The sequence below is a fragment of the Pantoea sp. Pa-EAmG genome (assembly GCF_030024295.1).
Classification (GTDB): Bacteria; Pseudomonadota; Gammaproteobacteria; order Enterobacterales; family Enterobacteriaceae; genus Pantoea; species Pantoea dispersa.
On record NZ_JASEWO010000026.1, the window covers coordinates 1 to 15,952 of the forward strand.

The window sequence follows — 15,952 nt, forward strand, 5'->3', positions numbered from 1 at the left end:
CATCACATTAATACAGGGATGGTTGACCTTCGGGGCGAGTTTTAAAACGACGGTGCAACCACATGTATTGTTCTGGTGCGAGTAGAACGGACTCTTCAACCACTTTATTCATCACGGTTGCTGTATCAAGTTCGCTTTCCAGTGAGAACTTCGCACGAATGTCGGGCATCATCTTTAATTCATAGCCGCGTCCATTAGGCAGGCGGCGCGCCAGAAAAGGCACCACGCTGGGATTGCCCAAACGAATCAGCATATGCGTGCCAGTGGTAGTTGCGGCATCCTGCACGGCGAAGAACGGCGCAAAGACGCTGCTGCGTGGACCATAATCATGGTCGGGAGCATACCAGATGATGTCATTGTTCTTCATGGCGCGAATCATGCCTTTGAGATCCTTACGATCAAGCATGCTTTTATTGGAGCGCATTCTTCCCCACGTCTGCAGCCAGTCAATCAACTTGTTGTCGTTGGGGCGGTAAACACCAATGCCCGGATTGTGCATACCGAATACGCGCGCGCCCAGTTCAAGGGTGAGAAAATGCATGCCAATCAGTAAAATCCCGCGTTTCTCGGCCAAGGCATTAGCCACATGCTCAAGCCCAGTGGTTTTTACCCATTTCTGGATGCGCCAGTCAGGCCAGAACCACGCCATACCGGTTTCAATCAGCCCCATTCCGACTGATTCAAAATTATGCTTTACCATCGCCTCACGTTCGCTGGTGGGCATGTCAGGGAAACACAGTTCAAGGTTACGTTGCGCTACTTCAACACGACGCTTCATAAAGCGCATCGCTACACGGCCCAGACCACAGCCAAACGCGTGCAGAACCGGGTAGGGGAGTAATACCAACAGGTAAAGGAAACCAATGCCAATCCAGGTAAACCAGTAACGTGGATGAAGAAGCTCACGAGTAAATTGGGGAAGTTGAGTCATGGAAATGTCAGTATCCTGCGTCTTGTGCCAGAGAGTCCGGTTTCTGTTATTTGCCGCGATTATGCCATTTTTTCTTGCTGACTGAAATCAAGCATAGCTTGCACGTTGGCTAAAGGCAGCAGCTTTGCGCATTAAAATGCAATGGCAGCGCAGAACTGCGCCCATAATCACGGCTGGCAGGATAATCCGTCCAGGGGCTTTGCTTCAGGGGGAATTCAGGTATCATGTGCGCGCTAAATTTCTCTGATTGCTAACAGGAAGAACACCATGCCAGTGTTACACAACCTCGTTTCCAATAAAGAGCTGAAAGAACGTATGTTGGCGGAAACCGAACCACGTACCACAGTCTCTTTTTATAAATACTTCCAGATTGCCGACCCTAAAGCATTCCGTGACGCCCTCTATGTTGAGATGACCAGGCTCAAGGTGTTTGGCCGCGTGTACGTTGCTCATGAAGGGATTAACGCGCAAATCAGTGTGCCCGCCAGCCAGTATGAAGCCATGAAGGCTGCGCTCTATGCGTTTGACCCGGCGTTCAACAATCTGCGTATGAACATTGCGTTAGACGATGACGGTAAATCATTCTGGGTGTTACGTCTTAAAGTGCGCGAACGCATTGTCGCGGACGGGATAGAAGACACGAGCTTTGATGCCAGTGATGTCGGCGCCTATTTAAAAGCCGCGGACGTGAATGCCTTGCTCGACGACCCGGAAGTGGTTTTTGTCGATATGCGTAATCACTACGAATTCGAAGTGGGGCATTTCGATAATGCCATTGAAGTCCCGGCTGATACGTTCCGCGATCAACTGCCGATGGCAGTGGATATGCTGCAGGACCAGAAAGACAAAAAAATTGTCATGTATTGCACCGGCGGCATTCGCTGTGAAAAAGCCAGCGCGTGGATGAAACACAACGGCTTCAACGATGTGTCCCACATTGAGGGCGGCATAATTGAATATACCCGTCGCGCCCGTGAGCAGGGTTTACCGGTGCGTTTCAAAGGCAAAAACTTTGTCTTTGATGAACGTATGGGGGAGCGTATTTCCGACGATATTCTTTCCAGTTGCCACCAGTGTGGCGCGCCTTGCGATAGCCATACTAACTGCGTCAATGACGGCTGCCATCTGCTGTTTATTCAGTGCCCAAGCTGTGCAGAGAAGTACCATAACTGCTGCAGCCCTATCTGCATGGAAGAGTCCAAGCTGGAACCTGAAGAGCAGCGCGCACGCCGTGCTGGTCGGGAAAATGGCAATAAAGTGTTCAATAAATCTCGCGGATTACTGAACATGACCATGGCTATTCCTGTACCCGAGAAGAAGTAATCGTTTAATAGCCTGAAGTCACCCGGCTTCAGGCTATATACCCGTCATACTTCAAGCCGCTGGTGCGTTGGCTGCCTTCACTCACCCCAGTCACATACTGGTGTATGCTCCCGGGGATTCGTTCAGTTGCCGCCTTCCTGCACCAAGAGTAGGCCCCATGAGGGGACTCGAAGTATTTAGGGTATATATATGCTATTGACGTACACCCTCTACCGAAATGATCAGTTCTGCCGTTTGCGATGCGGGTCCGAGATCTTTGCTGATATTAAACTCTTTCAGGACGATATTGCCGCTGGCTTCAAACCCTGCGCGATAACCGCCCCAAGGATCTTTGCCTTCGCCGATTAATTTGGCATCCAGCGTGATCGGTTTCGTCACGCCATTCAGCGTGAGATCGCCGGTGACCTTATAATCCTGCCCCTCTTTTTTCACCGCTGTGGAGGTAAAAGTGGCCTGCGGGAATTTTGCGGTATTCAGGAAGTCGGCACTGCGGATATGTTTGTCACGCTCAGCATGATTGGTATCAAGGCTGGCAGTATTGAGGGTGACGTTAACTTTATCTGCGGCCGGATTCGCTTCGTCAAAGGTAAAAGTACCGTCAAAGTCTTTAAAGGTGCCGTACAACCAACTGTAACCCAGATGCTGAATGCGGAACTGCACAAAGGCATGCTGGCCTTCTTTATCAAACTTATACTCCGCAGCGTTAGCCATAAAACCGGTGCTCAGTAAACCGGCGGCGCTCAACGCCAATATCGTTTTCTTCAACATGTTACTTTTCCTTTTCAGAGGTTAAGGGGATGCGGTAACCCAGCATCCTTTTTAGGGTCACATCTCGATCGATAAAATGGTGTTTCAACGCGGCCAGCACATGCAGCGCGGAAAGCAGCACCAAACTCCATGCCAGCCATAAATGCACATCCCCCGCCAGGTCAGCTTGGACGCCGGCTCCACTGAACAGGGCGGGTACATTGAACCAGCCAAAAACAGAAATAGGTTTGCCATCGGCAGTAGAGATGAGATAGCCGCTCAATAAGAGAACCAGCAACAGCCCATACAGCAGCCAGTGCGCGGCGCTGGCGGCACGGCGAACCTGCGGTGAGTACTGTTTGAGCGGCACAGGAGTAGGGGAAATCACACGCCAGCACAGGCGCAGTAGCAGTGCGGCAAACAACAGGATGCCGATGCCTTTATGGATTTCCGGAGCGTTGTGGTACCAGCTATCGTAATACCCCAAGCCGACCATCCATAAACCCAATGCAAACATGCCGTAAATAGCCAGCGCCATCAACCAGTGTAATAAAATGGAGACGAGCCCGAAGTGTTGGGGTGAATTACGCCACATGTTCGTGAACCAGCGATTGAAATAAGTAGCAATGAGCATCCACATTTTGAAATGTGAAAGCAATCAGGCTTACTTTTCTATAACTTCCGAAATGATATTCGGAATAAATGAGTGATTATTTAAAAGTTAACCAGGATTATTGAAGGCAGGGTGTTATCGATGAGGATAAAAATGAATAAAGGGGCAATTACTACACCAAATGCGTCATCGCTTACGGCAAAGTTTCATGAAATAACAATTAACGTCAATTTATGTCAATCAGCCTGGCGCGTCAGTGCGCCAGCACCAGGACATTTTATGCGAATCGATCCAATGAAAACGGAGCAAGATCGAAGGAGAACGGTTTATCCTGCGCAAACTCGCTAGCCAGTTCACCCAGCACGCTGGCAAATTTAAAACCGTGTCCACTCAACCCGGTGATGATCAAACGATTGGGTTCGCCCGGCAGCGTATCAATAATGAAGTCTTCATCTGGCGTGTTGTCATAGCTGCACGCTTCACCATGTAAACAAACTCCCACACCGGGCAGGAACTGGCGCAGGAAACTAAAGGCTTCATTACCATCCGCGGCGATGCTACCAAAGGGCTTGCGATCCTCAGGTTTCTGCATCGGCTGTCCACCATCATGGCGGCCCACTTTTAAGGCGTTGTTATCTGCTGGGAAGCCATAAAAATGAGTACCGTCTGGCATCTCTACGGTGAAACCAGGGAATTGGTTATTCTCACTGTAACGACCGTCAGCCTGATACCAGGCGAAGACTTTACGCACCGGCGTGACCGGCAAATCTTTCACTAACTGGCTGACCCAGGTTCCGGCGCTGATAAGCAGTTTACGTGCGCGAAACACGCCGTCACGCGTTGTGACCTGCTGAAGATCACCATCGCGGCCAATTTCACTAACTGGACAGTTAAACAGCTGGGCACAGCCCGCTTGCTCGGCCAATTGCACCCAACTGCGCACGGCCTGTTCACATTTGAGGAAGCCGGAATGAGGTTCAAATACGCCAATGTATCCGTCTGGTACGCTAACCTGCGGCCAGCGCTTGCGCACCTCATCAGCCTGCAGCACTTTTACGTCCAGTTGAAACGCTTTCGCGCTGTCGATGACGTTCTGGATAAACGAAGAAGTGATGGGCGCAAGGTTAAGAATACCGCTGCGATGCATAATGCGTTCACCGCTCTGCTGTTCCAGCTCGTCCCACAGAGTTTGCGCACGTAACACCAAAGGGACATAACGTTCACCTTCACCATACGCATGACGGATCAAGCGAGTTTCACCATGGTGCGTGCCTTGATTGTGTGGCGGGTGGGCACTATCAATCATCAGTACGGATAAGCCAGCCTGAGTGGCATAAAAACCGGCGGCTGCCCCGACCGATCCACTGCCCACCACAATCAGATCATAAACCATAACCCCATCACTCCTGCAAAACGGCGAAAATTTTCAACAGCATACCAAAAGAGAGCGCCCATGAAAAAGGCACCCTGTTGGGTGCCCTTTCACGCGAAGATAAGAAATTAGTGCTTTTGATTATCGCGAAGGTATTGCTCTGTGGACTCTATCTTTGCAATGCCAGCTTCGAGTATCGAGATGAACTGTCTGGCTACATCGGTAGTCAGCCAGTAGGTGGGCCCCACGTCAGCTTCTTCTTCTTTCTGATCCTGCGATGATAGCGAGTGCAGGCGGATCATCATGGCGTCATAGCTGTCAACGGTGCTGATATCCCATCCCACCAGCGGATGGGTCTGGATGACGTCTTTACTTCTGTCCATTATAACCTCCTTATTACTCGTTAAACGAAGTGCTTTCGAGGTTCAATGCGTCTGTATCTTGCACTAGCGAGATAATTATAACATGGAATTAACAGTACAGTAGTTAAAAAGTGTGGTGACTAAAAACACAGCAAAATAAAAGCAGCCAAAAGCCGGTTTTCAACGAATAAATAAACGCCTTACGCAGCTGGGTATTTATTGTCGCAGCGCAACGTGTCGTCATACCGATTATCGGCATCTCAGCATTAAAACTTTAACGGGCTGAACGCCAGGGTAAAAATCTGAAATTATCCCTGCGACTCGGCAGGCAACTGCCCTTTGCGTCGATGGATCTCGTCCGCCAGCCGGGCAAAATGCTGCTGTAACTGAGCGTCATGATTCTGGTTTTGCGCTTCGAGCGTCAGATTGTGAGCCAGCAGCTGGCTGGCGCGATCGTCCAGACAGAAGGTCAGCGTAGCAAAGGCATTTTCCAGCACGGTCAAACGGCGTTGCTGTTCAGCAATGAAGGCCAGTAATTCCCCAAACGTCATCGCCTCTTCTGGTTTTTCAGTAGTCATGTGCAACACACCTCCTGTAAGCACGACGAGGCAAGAATAGGACATCGTTTAATCAGAGTCTAGCTGGCGCGGGTTTTTCTGGCGAGCGGGAAATAAAAACAAAAAAGCCGGGCGGCGGGCCCGGCAAAAACGGCACAGTGGCAGTTAATCGGTAATAAACCAGTCGTCAGCGCTTTCCCAGGTTTCCTGCAAAATATCGCTGATGCGGTCGCGTGATTCTTTACAGCCGCCAAACACGTTGAGCTGGTTACCACCGGCATAGCGCACTTTGACGTGATGATTGTCGTCGGGAAAATCGCGGGAGATACGGCGAGTGAGTTCAGCGCTCAGTGCATCCAGTGCACCGGCGGGAAGGGGCTGAGTCTTTGCTACGGTAATTTCAACACGCATAAACGCCTCCGGGATAATATACTGGTTATTTGTACAGTATAAAATTCCCGAAGGCAAGCGGCAGATAATTATTCTTTGATGCGCCAGTTAAGGGTTTCACCGGCGAGGAATGGAACCAGCGTATCGTCAGCGACCGTGATGCTCTCCTGCACCGTCCACGGCTCACGCACCAGCGTCAGGGTACCGTCGTTGAGCGGCAGGCCGTAGAACCTGGGGCCGTTCTCAGAGCAGAAGGCTTCAAAATGCTCCAGTGCGCCAAGCTCTTCAAACACGGTCAGATAAGCGGGCAGCGACGTCGGCGCATTAAATACGCCGGCACAGCCGCAGCTGGCTTCTTTCAGATGGCGCAGGTGCGGTGCCGTGTCAGTGCCCAGGAAGACACGCCGGTTGCCGCTTGCCACCAGGTTACGCAGCGCTTCCTGATGAATGTTGCGCTTCAGAATGGGCAGACAGTAGAGATGCGGGCGCACGCCGCCCACCAGCATGTGGTTGCGGTTGAACATCAGATGCTGCGGCGTAATGGTCGCGCCAAGCAGTTCGTTACCGGCGGCTACATACTCCGCAGCTTCCTTCGTGGTGATGTGTTCCATCACCACTTTCAGGCCCGGGAACTGCTGGCGCAGCGGCTGCAGCACGGTTTCGATGAAGCGCGCTTCACGATCGAAGATATCAATGTGCGCATCGGTGACTTCGCCGTGCACCAGCATCGGCATACCGATTTCCTGCATGCGCTCCAGCACGCTGGCAATTGAGACAATGTTGGTGACGCCATGGCTGGAGTTGGTGGTGGCGTGTGCCGGATAGAGTTTAGCCGCCGTAAAAATACCGCTGCGGAAGCCGCGTTCGATTTCATCCGCATCAAGCGAATCGGTGAGGTAACAGGTCATCAGCGGCGTGAAGTGATGCCCAGCAGGCAGCGCCGCCATGATGCGTGCGCGATACGCTTCGGCAGCCGCAACGCTGGTGACCGGCGGAACCAGATTTGGCATGACAATCGCACGACCATTCACCGCGCTGGTATAGGGCAGCACTGCATTGAGCATCGCGCCATCGCGCAGGTGGATGTGCCAGTCGTCAGGGCGGCGAATCGTGATTTGCTGGGGTTGGGCTGTCATTCAAAAAGGCTCCGGCTGAGGTGAAAACGAAATGGCTCGTTTAGGCCGGGGACTAATCATAAGGGGGCGGGCAACCGTTTGCACGGGATTTTGCAGTGCGGGAGAGAAATAACCGCAGGCGCGGCAAATTGCGTAGCAGCGTGGCAGGCGCGGGCAGAATCATGTCGGCATCCTGCCACGCTATGCAGGGCCGCCACTGAGAACGGCCCCTTGCAACGTTAATCGGTAAACGGAATCACCAGCTGGCCAGGCTTCACTTCCAGCCCTTTAGCCAGTTTCTTCGCCAGCGCCTCGCCTTTGCTACGGTCGGCACTCAGCACGTAGGCGGGTTTTTCATTGAAATAGCGCTTGAGGGATTCGTTCAGATACGGCGTAAGGGTTTTCATGATCGACGCCATCTTCTCAGGTTGCACCTGCGCGTCGACGATTTCGAGGTCCTGCAGATAGATTGCGCCCTGCTGCGCATTGTACACCGGTTGCGCTTTCATCTTCAGCTGCATTTCGGCCTGCTGCGGACCAAACAGCGAGCTGACGTTGATGTTGGCTTTACCAGACAGCGTCACTTTGCCGGGTTCTTCACGGCCAATCTGGCTGCTCAGGTCGGTCAGTACAATATGGGCATTCACCAGCCCGGACACGCCGATGTCTTTCTCGTAGTTGTTGCGCTTTTGCAGCGCCTGATTCACTTCCTGCTCGCTGATGGTGTATTGCGTCAATTGGTTACAGCCGCTGAGCAGCACGGCAAAAAACAGGGCAAACAGCCCGGGAAACGCCTTCTTCATCATTTCTTCTTCCTGGTTGATACGGCCAAACAGCCTTAAGCCTGCCTGATTCAGGGCCAGGTGTCACCAGGAGAGAGATGAGAAACGCAGCCGCGCGCTTCTCATCACAGCGCCATCAGGCCGCAATCGACGACAGCAGATTCACCTGCGTCTGTTTCGCCATATTATCGCGGTAGTCGGCGACACGGCTCGGCCATTCGATACCGGAAACCAGCGTCAGCGAGCGCAGCAGCGGAAACAGATGAATGTCATCCTCAGACAACTCGCCGTTTACCGCATTGGGTTTAACAATCAATTTATCCAGCTGGCGCAAATCATCGCTGATATTTTTGATGAAACCCGGGGCATGCTTACGCAGTTCGGCAAAGTCACCGAGGCTGGCCTGTTTCTTTTCGCGGAAGTAATCACGCGCTTCGGGGGTGGCAAATTCAGCAAACGCGGCCTCGGCGATGCGCGGCAGCAGCAGCTTGTTGATGTAGCCATTGACCCGTCGCAGCCAGTCGGCGATGGCGGGATTTTGCTTGCCGGTCAGCAGCGGCTGGCGATCCTGATTATCGACAAAGCGCACGATATCCATGCTCTCCGGCATCGCACTGCCATCGGCTTTTTGCAGAATCGGCGCCATTTTCTGGCCAATCAGCTTTTTCGGCGTTGCTTCATCATCATTGAGCATCACAATCAGCTCAACCGGCAGGTTTTTCAGGCCAAATATCATGCGTGCTTTGACGCAGAAAGGGCAGTGATCGTAGATGTAAAGTTTCATCCCGTTTCTCCTGTGATTCTCAGGGTGACGGAGGTCACCCTTTTTCCGGACGTGCGGGAAGTATGGAAGAGAACGCCTGAACCGGCAAACTAGCTGCTGAAGATCGCCGGTGCCACCTGGCGCGGCTGGAACTGCCACCACAGCGCCAGCAGCGTGATCATGCCGACGGTGCTGAGCAGCATCCACGGCAGCTCCGGCAGGGCCAGCTGCTGGCCCATATCGAACATCCAGCCGCCACCGGAGTAACCAATCAGCCCGCCAATCGCCAGGCCGAGCCGGCTGAACCCCATGTAGCTGCCGCGTGCCCGGGCGCTGGCCAGGGACGCACTCAGGGTTTCACGCGCCGGTTCAGCGATGATCGATCCGAGATAGAAGACGGCGATCAGCAAAAACAGCGACGGCAGCGAATCGGTCATGCCAACCGGCAGCAGGCTGAAGGTCATCAGAAACAGTCCGGCCATCAGGCGTGTTTCCAGGCGGAAGCGCTTTTCACTCCAGCGCGCCAGCGGATAGAGCAGGCTGAGTGACAGCAGTGCTTCAATCGCGTACATCCACTTCACCGCCGCCGGTGCGCCCGCCACCTGATTGACCATGACCGGCAGCATCAGCATCACCTGCACGGCGAGAATGTAATAGCCGGTCAGGGTAAAGACATACAGGCGGAAACGGCGGTCGCGCCACACGCGCTGCATTCCCTCGCGCATGGCGATACGCTCCGTAGAGATGCGCCATGCTGGCAGCCACACGGCGTTAAAGATGGCGGCGACGACAAACACCGCCGCACCGACCCAGCACACCAGACGGAAATCCCACGCCAGCAGCCAGCTGCCAATCAGCGCGCCCAGCACCGCGCCGGCGCTGTCCTGCATCATCAGCAGCGAAAAGAAGCGCCCGCGCTCGCGTGCCCGCACCAGTTTCACCACCAGCGCGCTGCGTGGCGGATCGAACAGCGTGCCGCCCAGTCCGGACAGCAGGCAGGCCAGCCACAGCAGCCACGGCTGATGCGCCAGCGCCATACAGGCGAAACCGGCGGCACGCATCAGCATGCCGGTAACGATCAGCGGCCGCGCGCCAAAGCGGTCAGCAATCGCCCCACCGAAGATGCCAAGCCCCTGCTGCACCAGCTGACGCAGGCCGAGCGCAATGCCCACCAGCAGCGCGGCCCAGCCAAGCTGTTCCACAAAGTGAATGGAGATCAGGGGAAACACCACAAAGAATCCCATTACCACCAGCATGTTATCGACTAACAGAAACGTTTTTCCAAGGCGTCGTGCCCGCGCAACCCGTGACATGCTGAATCCTGAGCAAGTGAGAAGGAAAAGTGACCAGTTGGTCTATTTTCTGCCTGCTCCGGCGGGAAAAATAGCGTTTTCAGGATGATATTTTTTTATCCAGCCTGAAGAGAAATTAATCCTTAATCGGAATCAATTGCCGTGAGCGATGCGCGGGGTTTTACCGCAGCCGGGGTGACGGTTATAGTGAGAAGTAACGCCGCTGGCGTACATCTTTCTTTCGTTATGGATTTCAGGAGTCATGATGTTTGGCTATCGCTCTGCTGGCCCGCGCGTGCGGCTTACCACCGATCGTCTGGTGGTGCGTTTAGTACATGAACGCGATGCCTGGCGTCTGGCGGATTACTACGCCGAAAACCGCGCCTTTCTTAAACCCTGGGAACCGGTGCGCGATGAGAGCCACTGTTATCCCTCTGGCTGGCAGGCGCGCCTGGGTTTAATTGCCGACATGCATAAACAGGGCTCCGCGTTCTATTTTGTGCTGATGGACCCGGAAGAGCATGAAGTGCGCGGCGTCGCCAACTTCAGCAATGTGCTGCGCGGATCGTTTCATGCCTGTTATCTCGGCTACTCGCTGGGAGAGAAGTGGCAGGGGCAGGGCATGATGTTTGAGGCGCTGCAGGCGGCGATTCGCTATATGCAGCGCCAGCAGCGCATTCATCGCATCATGGCCAACTATATGCCGCACAATCAGCGCAGCGGTGATTTGCTGGCGCGCCTCGGCTTTGAAAAAGAGGGCTACGCCAAAGACTATTTACTGATTGATGGTCGCTGGCAGGATCATGTGCTGACGGCGCTTACCTGGCGCGAATGGAACCCGGATCGTCGCGGACAATAATAAAAGGAACACGTAATGAAGATGGCTCTCTCCGCGCAGGCATTGCGCGTGATCGGCTGCCTGCTGGAGAAGCAGGTCACCACGCCGGATCAATATCCGTTATCCCTCAATGGCGTGGTCACCGCCTGTAATCAGAAATCTAACCGTGAGCCGGTAATGAACCTGAGCGAAAGCGAGGTGCAGGCTCAGCTCGATGAGCTGGTGAAAAAGCATCTGGTCACCGCTAACAGCGGTTTCGGTCAGCGTGTCAGCAAATATGAACAGCGTTTCTGCAACTCGGCGTTTGGCAATCTGCAGCTGAATGCCGCCGAAGTGGCGGTGCTGACGCTACTGTTCCTGCGCGGCGCGCAGACGCCGGGCGAACTGCGTACCCGCAGTGGTCGTCTGCATGAGTTTCAGGACATGGCCGAGGTGGAACGCACGCTCGAGGGGCTGACGACGCGCGACGACGGCCCGATGGTGGTGCGTCTGGCGCGCGAGCCGGGCAAGCGTGAAAGCCGCTATATGCACCTGTTTGGCGGCGAGGTGGTGGATGAGCTACCCGCGAGCCACACAGCGTCGCCTGAACCTGAAGATCTGGCCGTGCGCGTTGCTCAGCTGGAAGCGCAGGTGGCGCGCCTTGATGCTCAGCTGCAGCAACTGCTGCAGCGGGAGGCGTGAAATGACGCTGCGTATTGGTGTGGTGGGGCTTGGCGGTATCGCGCAGAAAGCCTGGCTGCCGGTGCTGGCGCAGGCCAGCGGCTGGCAGCTGGTCGGCGCGTTCTCGCCCAGCCAGGCGCGGGCGCAGCCGATCTGCGACAGTTACCGTATTCCTTATTTTAGTCAGCTGGATGCGCTGGCGGCGGCCAGCGATGCGGTGTTTGTGCACAGCAGCACCGCCAGCCATTTTGAGGTAGTGCAGGCGCTGATGCTGGCCGGTAAAGATGTTTGTGTCGATAAGCCGCTGGCCGAAACGCTGCAGCAGGCCGAGACGCTGGTGGCGCTGGCGGAAAAGCGCAAACGCAAACTGATGGTGGCCTTCAACCGGCGCTTTGCACCGCGCTACCAGCAGCTGAAAGCGCAGCTGCCGGGCGCGTCCTCGCTGCGCATTGAGAAACACCGGGCAGACAGCGTCGGCCCGCACGACCTGCGCTTTACCCTGCTGGATGACTATCTGCACGTGGTCGATACCGCGCTGTGGCTGGCCGGCGGCAAGCTCAGGCTGGAGTTCGGCCATATCGACACCCATGATGACGGCGCAATGCTCTACGGCGAGCACCATTTCTCGGCCGGATCGCTGCAAATTACCACCAGTATGCATCGCCGCGCGGGCACGCAGCGTGAAGTGGTCAGCGCCATCTGCGACGGGCGTTACATCGAAATTAATGAGATGCGCGACTGGCGTGAAGAGACGCTTAGCGGCCTGCGCAGTGATGCCCCGCCGGCGTGGCAAAGTCATCTGACCCAGCGTGGCTTCAGCGGTGCGGCACACCATTTTATCCAGTGCGTGGAAAATCAGACGATGCCTGAAACCAGCGGTGAACAGGCGCTGGCGGCGCAGCGTCTGGTGGAAAAACTGTGGCGCGACGCCGTACAGGAATAATCCCTTGTAACACTCAATGCTGGTCATTTCCCACCGCAGCAGTAGACTATCGCCGGACATCGCAGGATGTCCGCGCTAAGTTGCTCATTTATCCGACACTTTTCAGGATGCGCCACTCATTATGAATTTGCTGAAATCGCTGGCTGCGGTCAGTTCGATGACCCTGTTTTCCCGCGTGCTGGGCTTTGCCCGCGACGCCATTGTGGCGCGCGTTTTCGGGGCTGGCATGGCCACCGATGCCTTTTTCGTGGCGTTCAAACTGCCCAATCTGCTGCGCCGTATTTTCGCCGAAGGCGCCTTTTCACAGGCCTTCGTGCCAATTCTTGCCGAATATAAAAGCAAGCAGGGCGAAGACGCCACGCGGGTGTTTGTTGCCTATGTATCAGGCCTGCTGACGCTGGTGCTGGCGGTGGTGACGGTGCTGGGCATGGTCGCTGCGCCCTGGGTAATCGTGGTAACGGCGCCGGGTTTTGCCGATACCGCCGACAAGTTCGCCTTAACCAGTTCGCTGCTGCGCGTCACCTTTCCTTATATTCTGCTGATCTCGCTGGCGTCGCTGGCCGGGGCGATTCTCAACACCTGGAACCGCTTCTCCGTCCCGGCGTTCGCGCCCACGCTGCTGAATATCAGCATGATTGGCTTTGCGCTGTTTGCCGCACCGCACTTCCATCCGCCGGTGATGGCGCTGGCGTGGGCAGTGGTGGTGGGCGGGCTGCTGCAGCTGTTTTATCAACTGCCGCACCTGAAAAAGATTGGCATGCTGGTACTGCCGCGCGTCAACCTGCGCGATGCCGGCGTGTGGCGGGTGATGCGCCAGATGGGCCCGGCGATTCTCGGCGTATCGGTGAGCCAGATCTCGCTGATCATCAATACCATTTTCGCCTCGTTTCTGGTCTCCGGCTCGGTGTCGTGGATGTACTACGCCGATCGTCTGATGGAGTTTCCCTCTGGCGTGCTGGGCGTGGCGCTCGGCACCATCCTGCTGCCGTCGCTGGCGAAGAGTTTTGCCAGCGGCAACCACGATGAATATTCCCGTCTGATGGACTGGGGCCTGCGTCTGTGCTTCCTGCTGGCGCTGCCGAGCGCGGTTGCGCTGGGCATTCTTTCCGGTCCGCTCACCGTGGCGCTGTTCCAGTACGGCAAATTTACCGCTTTTGATGCGGCGATGACCCAGCGCGCGCTGATTGCCTATTCGGTTGGGCTGATGGGGCTGATCGTGGTGAAAGTGCTGGCGCCGGGCTTCTATTCGCGGCAGGACATCAAAACGCCGGTAAAGATTGCTATCGCCACCTTGATCATGACCCAGCTGATGAACCTGGCGTTTATTGGCCCGCTGAAGCACGCCGGTCTGTCGCTGTCGATTGGTCTGGCGGCCTGCCTGAATGCGGCGCTGCTCTACTGGCAGCTGCGCAAACAGCAAATCTTTCAGCCGCAGCCGGGCTGGCACGGTTTCCTGCTGCGTCTGCTGGTCGCCGTGGCGGTGATGGCTGCTGCGCTGCTGGGCATTCTGCAGGTGATGCCGGCGTGGGAAGAGGGGCAGATGTGGTGGCGGCTACTGCGGCTGGCGGCGGTGTGCGCCATTGGCGGCGGCGCTTACTTCGTGATGCTCGGTTTACTGGGTTTCCGCCCGCGCGATTTTGCCCGCCGCACGGCGGTGTGAGCGCACAATAAAAAAGGGTCGCCCGGCGTGGCGACCCTGATTCAGCGGACCCGCAGCACGGCTGCGTTTAGCCTTTGCGGCTCAGCGTGGCCTGGCCTAAACCGCGACCGTCCGGGCCGTAGAAGGACTGGGTCTGGTGCGGTTTCAGCACCGAAAGTGCCTGTTCGGTAAAGGTCATCTGATGCTGCAACAGCATGCCGTTGTGCTGATTGGCGTCGCGCAGACGCTGGGTGTGTTGCTGAATACTGTGCCAGCGGCGTGCGATATCACTGTGACCACGATAAGGCGCTTTGGTACCCAGCGACAGCTCGGTTTTGCGGCGCATCTCGTCCAGATAATTCAACGTGGTCAGCAGCGCGCTTTTATCTTCTGTAATGCGCTGCAGCAGGTTGCCATTAATCCGTCCGGCAGACAGCTGCTGTTGCTCTTCATCCATCACGACGTTAAGCGAACTCAGCACATCCTGCATTTTATCTAACGTGGTCAGCAGATTATCCATCGGGACTATTTACCCTCTAAAAACGCCCTGGTATCGGCGATCAGCGCGTCGGCGATCTTACCGGTATCCATTTTCAGTTCACCATTACGAATGGCGGTCTTCAGCTGCTCAACGCGCGCTGTGTTAATATCTTTGCTGCCCGGCTGCATCAGCTGCGCCTGAGCGGGACTCAGCGTCACTTCCGCACCGTTCTGGCTGGTGCTGGTGGCGGGCGCGCTGTTCTGACGCACTTTCGCCTGGTTGTCGCTGGTGTCACGGGTCTGTACAGTGCTCACCGGTTTTAAAGGCTGCGTTCTGTCGATACTCATGGTGTGGCTCCTGTTAGGGTCAGTTGGGGATCAGCCAACTGAGTCAGCATAGGGTAATATCATTGTTGATATCTCTATCGGCAGAACAACAGCGTTCTTTAACGCTTTATAGCGATATCAGAATATTCCCATCCTCGCTGACGCGACCGCTCACCACCTGGCCATTGCTCATGCGCACGCGCACCGTCTGCGCCGCGCTGGCGTTGTTTAAGGCGCGTCCTTCACTGCTGGCATTAAAGCCGTTACCGCTGGCGATCACCATCACATTCTGACCGGCTTTTACCCGCCACGGCTGGCGCAGCATGGTGGCCGTCACCGGCTGGCCTGGCGCAATGTCACGCAGGGCAATGGCGTCCGCCAGATTGCTGCTGCTGAGCAGCGCGCGCGCCGGCAGCGTATCCAGCCGGCCACTCTCCAGGCGGAAATCACTGGCGCTGACGTTGCTGCCACGCGCCAGCTGACGATTGGCCACCAGATACTCACCGGTGACCTGCACCTGCACCTGCAGATAGCGACGATTCTGGCCGCAGCTGGCGGCGATGCTCAGATTGCCCCACTGACGGCTGTTACCCGGCAGCAGCAGCTGCGGTGTGTCGCAGGCAGGCCACTGCGTCTGCGGCGTGCGGACCACCACGGTCATACCAGCGGCGTGCTGCGGATCGCGCGCCTGAAAGAACTGAGTCAGCTGCGCGCTGAGATCGGCGGCATAGCCGGGCGTCGCGAAGGCCAGCCACAGCAGGGCCAGCAGGGAAGAAGTTGTACGCATCAACGCCTCCTGTCGAAAAGATGGCACTGAG

The 15,952-nt window shown here is 55.8% G+C and carries 19 protein-coding genes; 5 read left to right on the forward strand and 14 right to left on the reverse strand.

Annotated features, from left to right (window positions below; genetic code table 11):
* Positions 1 to 7 precede the first annotated feature (7 nt).
* Entirely contained in the window at positions 8 to 931 is a 924-nt protein-coding gene (locus QMM04_RS05830) for a Kdo(2)-lipid IV(A) acyltransferase (protein ID WP_282995811.1), read from the reverse strand.
* Between the two features lie 267 nt (positions 932 to 1,198).
* Here QMM04_RS05830 and QMM04_RS05835 point away from each other — a divergent pair, with 267 nt between their 5' ends.
* Entirely contained in the window at positions 1,199 to 2,254 is a 1,056-nt protein-coding gene (locus tag QMM04_RS05835) for a rhodanese-related sulfurtransferase (protein ID WP_039337098.1), read from the forward strand.
* Between the two features lie 192 nt (positions 2,255 to 2,446).
* Here QMM04_RS05835 and QMM04_RS05840 read toward each other — a convergent pair whose 3' ends face one another.
* From QMM04_RS05840 to mdtH, 10 genes are all read right to left on the reverse strand, one after another.
* The gene (locus tag QMM04_RS05840) at positions 2,447 to 3,019 is read right to left on the reverse strand and encodes a YceI family protein (protein WP_282995825.1); all 573 of its coding nucleotides are present in this window, start codon (positions 3,017 to 3,019) and stop codon (positions 2,447 to 2,449) included.
* Positions 3,020 to 3,023: 4 nt separating this feature from the next.
* On the reverse strand, positions 3,024 to 3,596 hold the full coding sequence (locus QMM04_RS05845; protein ID WP_282995812.1) for a cytochrome b: 573 nt from the start codon (positions 3,594 to 3,596) through the stop codon (positions 3,024 to 3,026).
* Positions 3,597 to 3,891: 295 nt separating this feature from the next.
* Positions 3,892 to 5,007, reverse strand: coding sequence for an N-methyl-L-tryptophan oxidase (gene solA, locus QMM04_RS05850; protein WP_282995813.1), 1,116 nt, complete (start codon positions 5,005 to 5,007; stop codon positions 3,892 to 3,894).
* Positions 5,008 to 5,114: 107 nt separating this feature from the next.
* Positions 5,115 to 5,369, reverse strand: coding sequence for a biofilm formation regulator BssS (bssS, locus tag QMM04_RS05855; protein ID WP_282995814.1), 255 nt, complete (start codon positions 5,367 to 5,369; stop codon positions 5,115 to 5,117).
* Between the two features lie 287 nt (positions 5,370 to 5,656).
* Complete coding sequence (locus tag QMM04_RS05860; protein WP_010617279.1) at positions 5,657 to 5,926, reverse strand: hypothetical protein; 270 nt, start codon at positions 5,924 to 5,926, stop codon at positions 5,657 to 5,659.
* Positions 5,927 to 6,070: 144 nt separating this feature from the next.
* Positions 6,071 to 6,316 (reverse strand): DNA damage-inducible protein I, encoded by a 246-nt coding sequence (dinI, locus tag QMM04_RS05865; RefSeq protein ID WP_282995815.1) that lies wholly within the window; start codon positions 6,314 to 6,316, stop codon positions 6,071 to 6,073.
* Between the two features lie 68 nt (positions 6,317 to 6,384).
* Entirely contained in the window at positions 6,385 to 7,431 is a 1,047-nt protein-coding gene (gene pyrC, locus QMM04_RS05870) for a dihydroorotase (RefSeq protein ID WP_282995816.1), read from the reverse strand.
* Between the two features lie 218 nt (positions 7,432 to 7,649).
* Positions 7,650 to 8,213: a lipoprotein gene (locus QMM04_RS05875; protein ID WP_021506433.1), complete on the reverse strand. Its 564-nt coding sequence runs from the start codon at positions 8,211 to 8,213 to the stop codon at positions 7,650 to 7,652.
* 115 nt (positions 8,214 to 8,328) lie between these two features.
* Positions 8,329 to 8,976, reverse strand: coding sequence for a glutaredoxin 2 (grxB, locus tag QMM04_RS05880; RefSeq protein ID WP_021506432.1), 648 nt, complete (start codon positions 8,974 to 8,976; stop codon positions 8,329 to 8,331).
* Positions 8,977 to 9,065: 89 nt separating this feature from the next.
* Entirely contained in the window at positions 9,066 to 10,268 is a 1,203-nt protein-coding gene (mdtH, locus tag QMM04_RS05885; RefSeq protein ID WP_104092805.1) for a multidrug efflux MFS transporter MdtH, read from the reverse strand.
* Between the two features lie 244 nt (positions 10,269 to 10,512).
* On the opposite strand from mdtH, the gene rimJ reads away from it, so the two are divergent.
* The 4 genes from rimJ (at position 10,513) to murJ (ending at position 14,348) form a co-directional block, all read left to right on the forward strand.
* Complete coding sequence (gene rimJ, locus QMM04_RS05890; RefSeq protein ID WP_021506430.1) at positions 10,513 to 11,106, forward strand: ribosomal protein S5-alanine N-acetyltransferase; 594 nt, start codon at positions 10,513 to 10,515, stop codon at positions 11,104 to 11,106.
* Positions 11,107 to 11,121: 15 nt separating this feature from the next.
* Positions 11,122 to 11,766 (forward strand): DUF480 domain-containing protein, encoded by a 645-nt coding sequence (locus QMM04_RS05895; protein WP_282995817.1) that lies wholly within the window; start codon positions 11,122 to 11,124, stop codon positions 11,764 to 11,766.
* A 1-nt stretch (position 11,767) separates the two neighbouring features.
* Positions 11,768 to 12,688 (forward strand): Gfo/Idh/MocA family oxidoreductase, encoded by a 921-nt coding sequence (locus tag QMM04_RS05900; RefSeq protein ID WP_282995818.1) that lies wholly within the window; start codon positions 11,768 to 11,770, stop codon positions 12,686 to 12,688.
* A gap of 121 nt (positions 12,689 to 12,809) precedes the next feature.
* Positions 12,810 to 14,348, forward strand: coding sequence for a murein biosynthesis integral membrane protein MurJ (gene murJ, locus QMM04_RS05905; RefSeq protein ID WP_058759461.1), 1,539 nt, complete (start codon positions 12,810 to 12,812; stop codon positions 14,346 to 14,348).
* A 67-nt stretch (positions 14,349 to 14,415) separates the two neighbouring features.
* Here the strand turns inward: murJ and flgN are convergent, their stop codons facing one another.
* The 3 genes from flgN to flgA form a co-directional block, all read right to left on the reverse strand.
* Complete coding sequence (flgN, locus tag QMM04_RS05910; RefSeq protein ID WP_021506426.1) at positions 14,416 to 14,847, reverse strand: flagellar export chaperone FlgN; 432 nt, start codon at positions 14,845 to 14,847, stop codon at positions 14,416 to 14,418.
* 5 nt (positions 14,848 to 14,852) lie between these two features.
* On the reverse strand, positions 14,853 to 15,155 hold the full coding sequence (gene flgM, locus QMM04_RS05915; protein ID WP_021506425.1) for a flagellar biosynthesis anti-sigma factor FlgM: 303 nt from the start codon (positions 15,153 to 15,155) through the stop codon (positions 14,853 to 14,855).
* A gap of 106 nt (positions 15,156 to 15,261) precedes the next feature.
* The gene (flgA, locus tag QMM04_RS05920) at positions 15,262 to 15,921 is read right to left on the reverse strand and encodes a flagellar basal body P-ring formation chaperone FlgA (protein ID WP_021506424.1); all 660 of its coding nucleotides are present in this window, start codon (positions 15,919 to 15,921) and stop codon (positions 15,262 to 15,264) included.
* Positions 15,922 to 15,952: the final 31 nt, after the last annotated feature.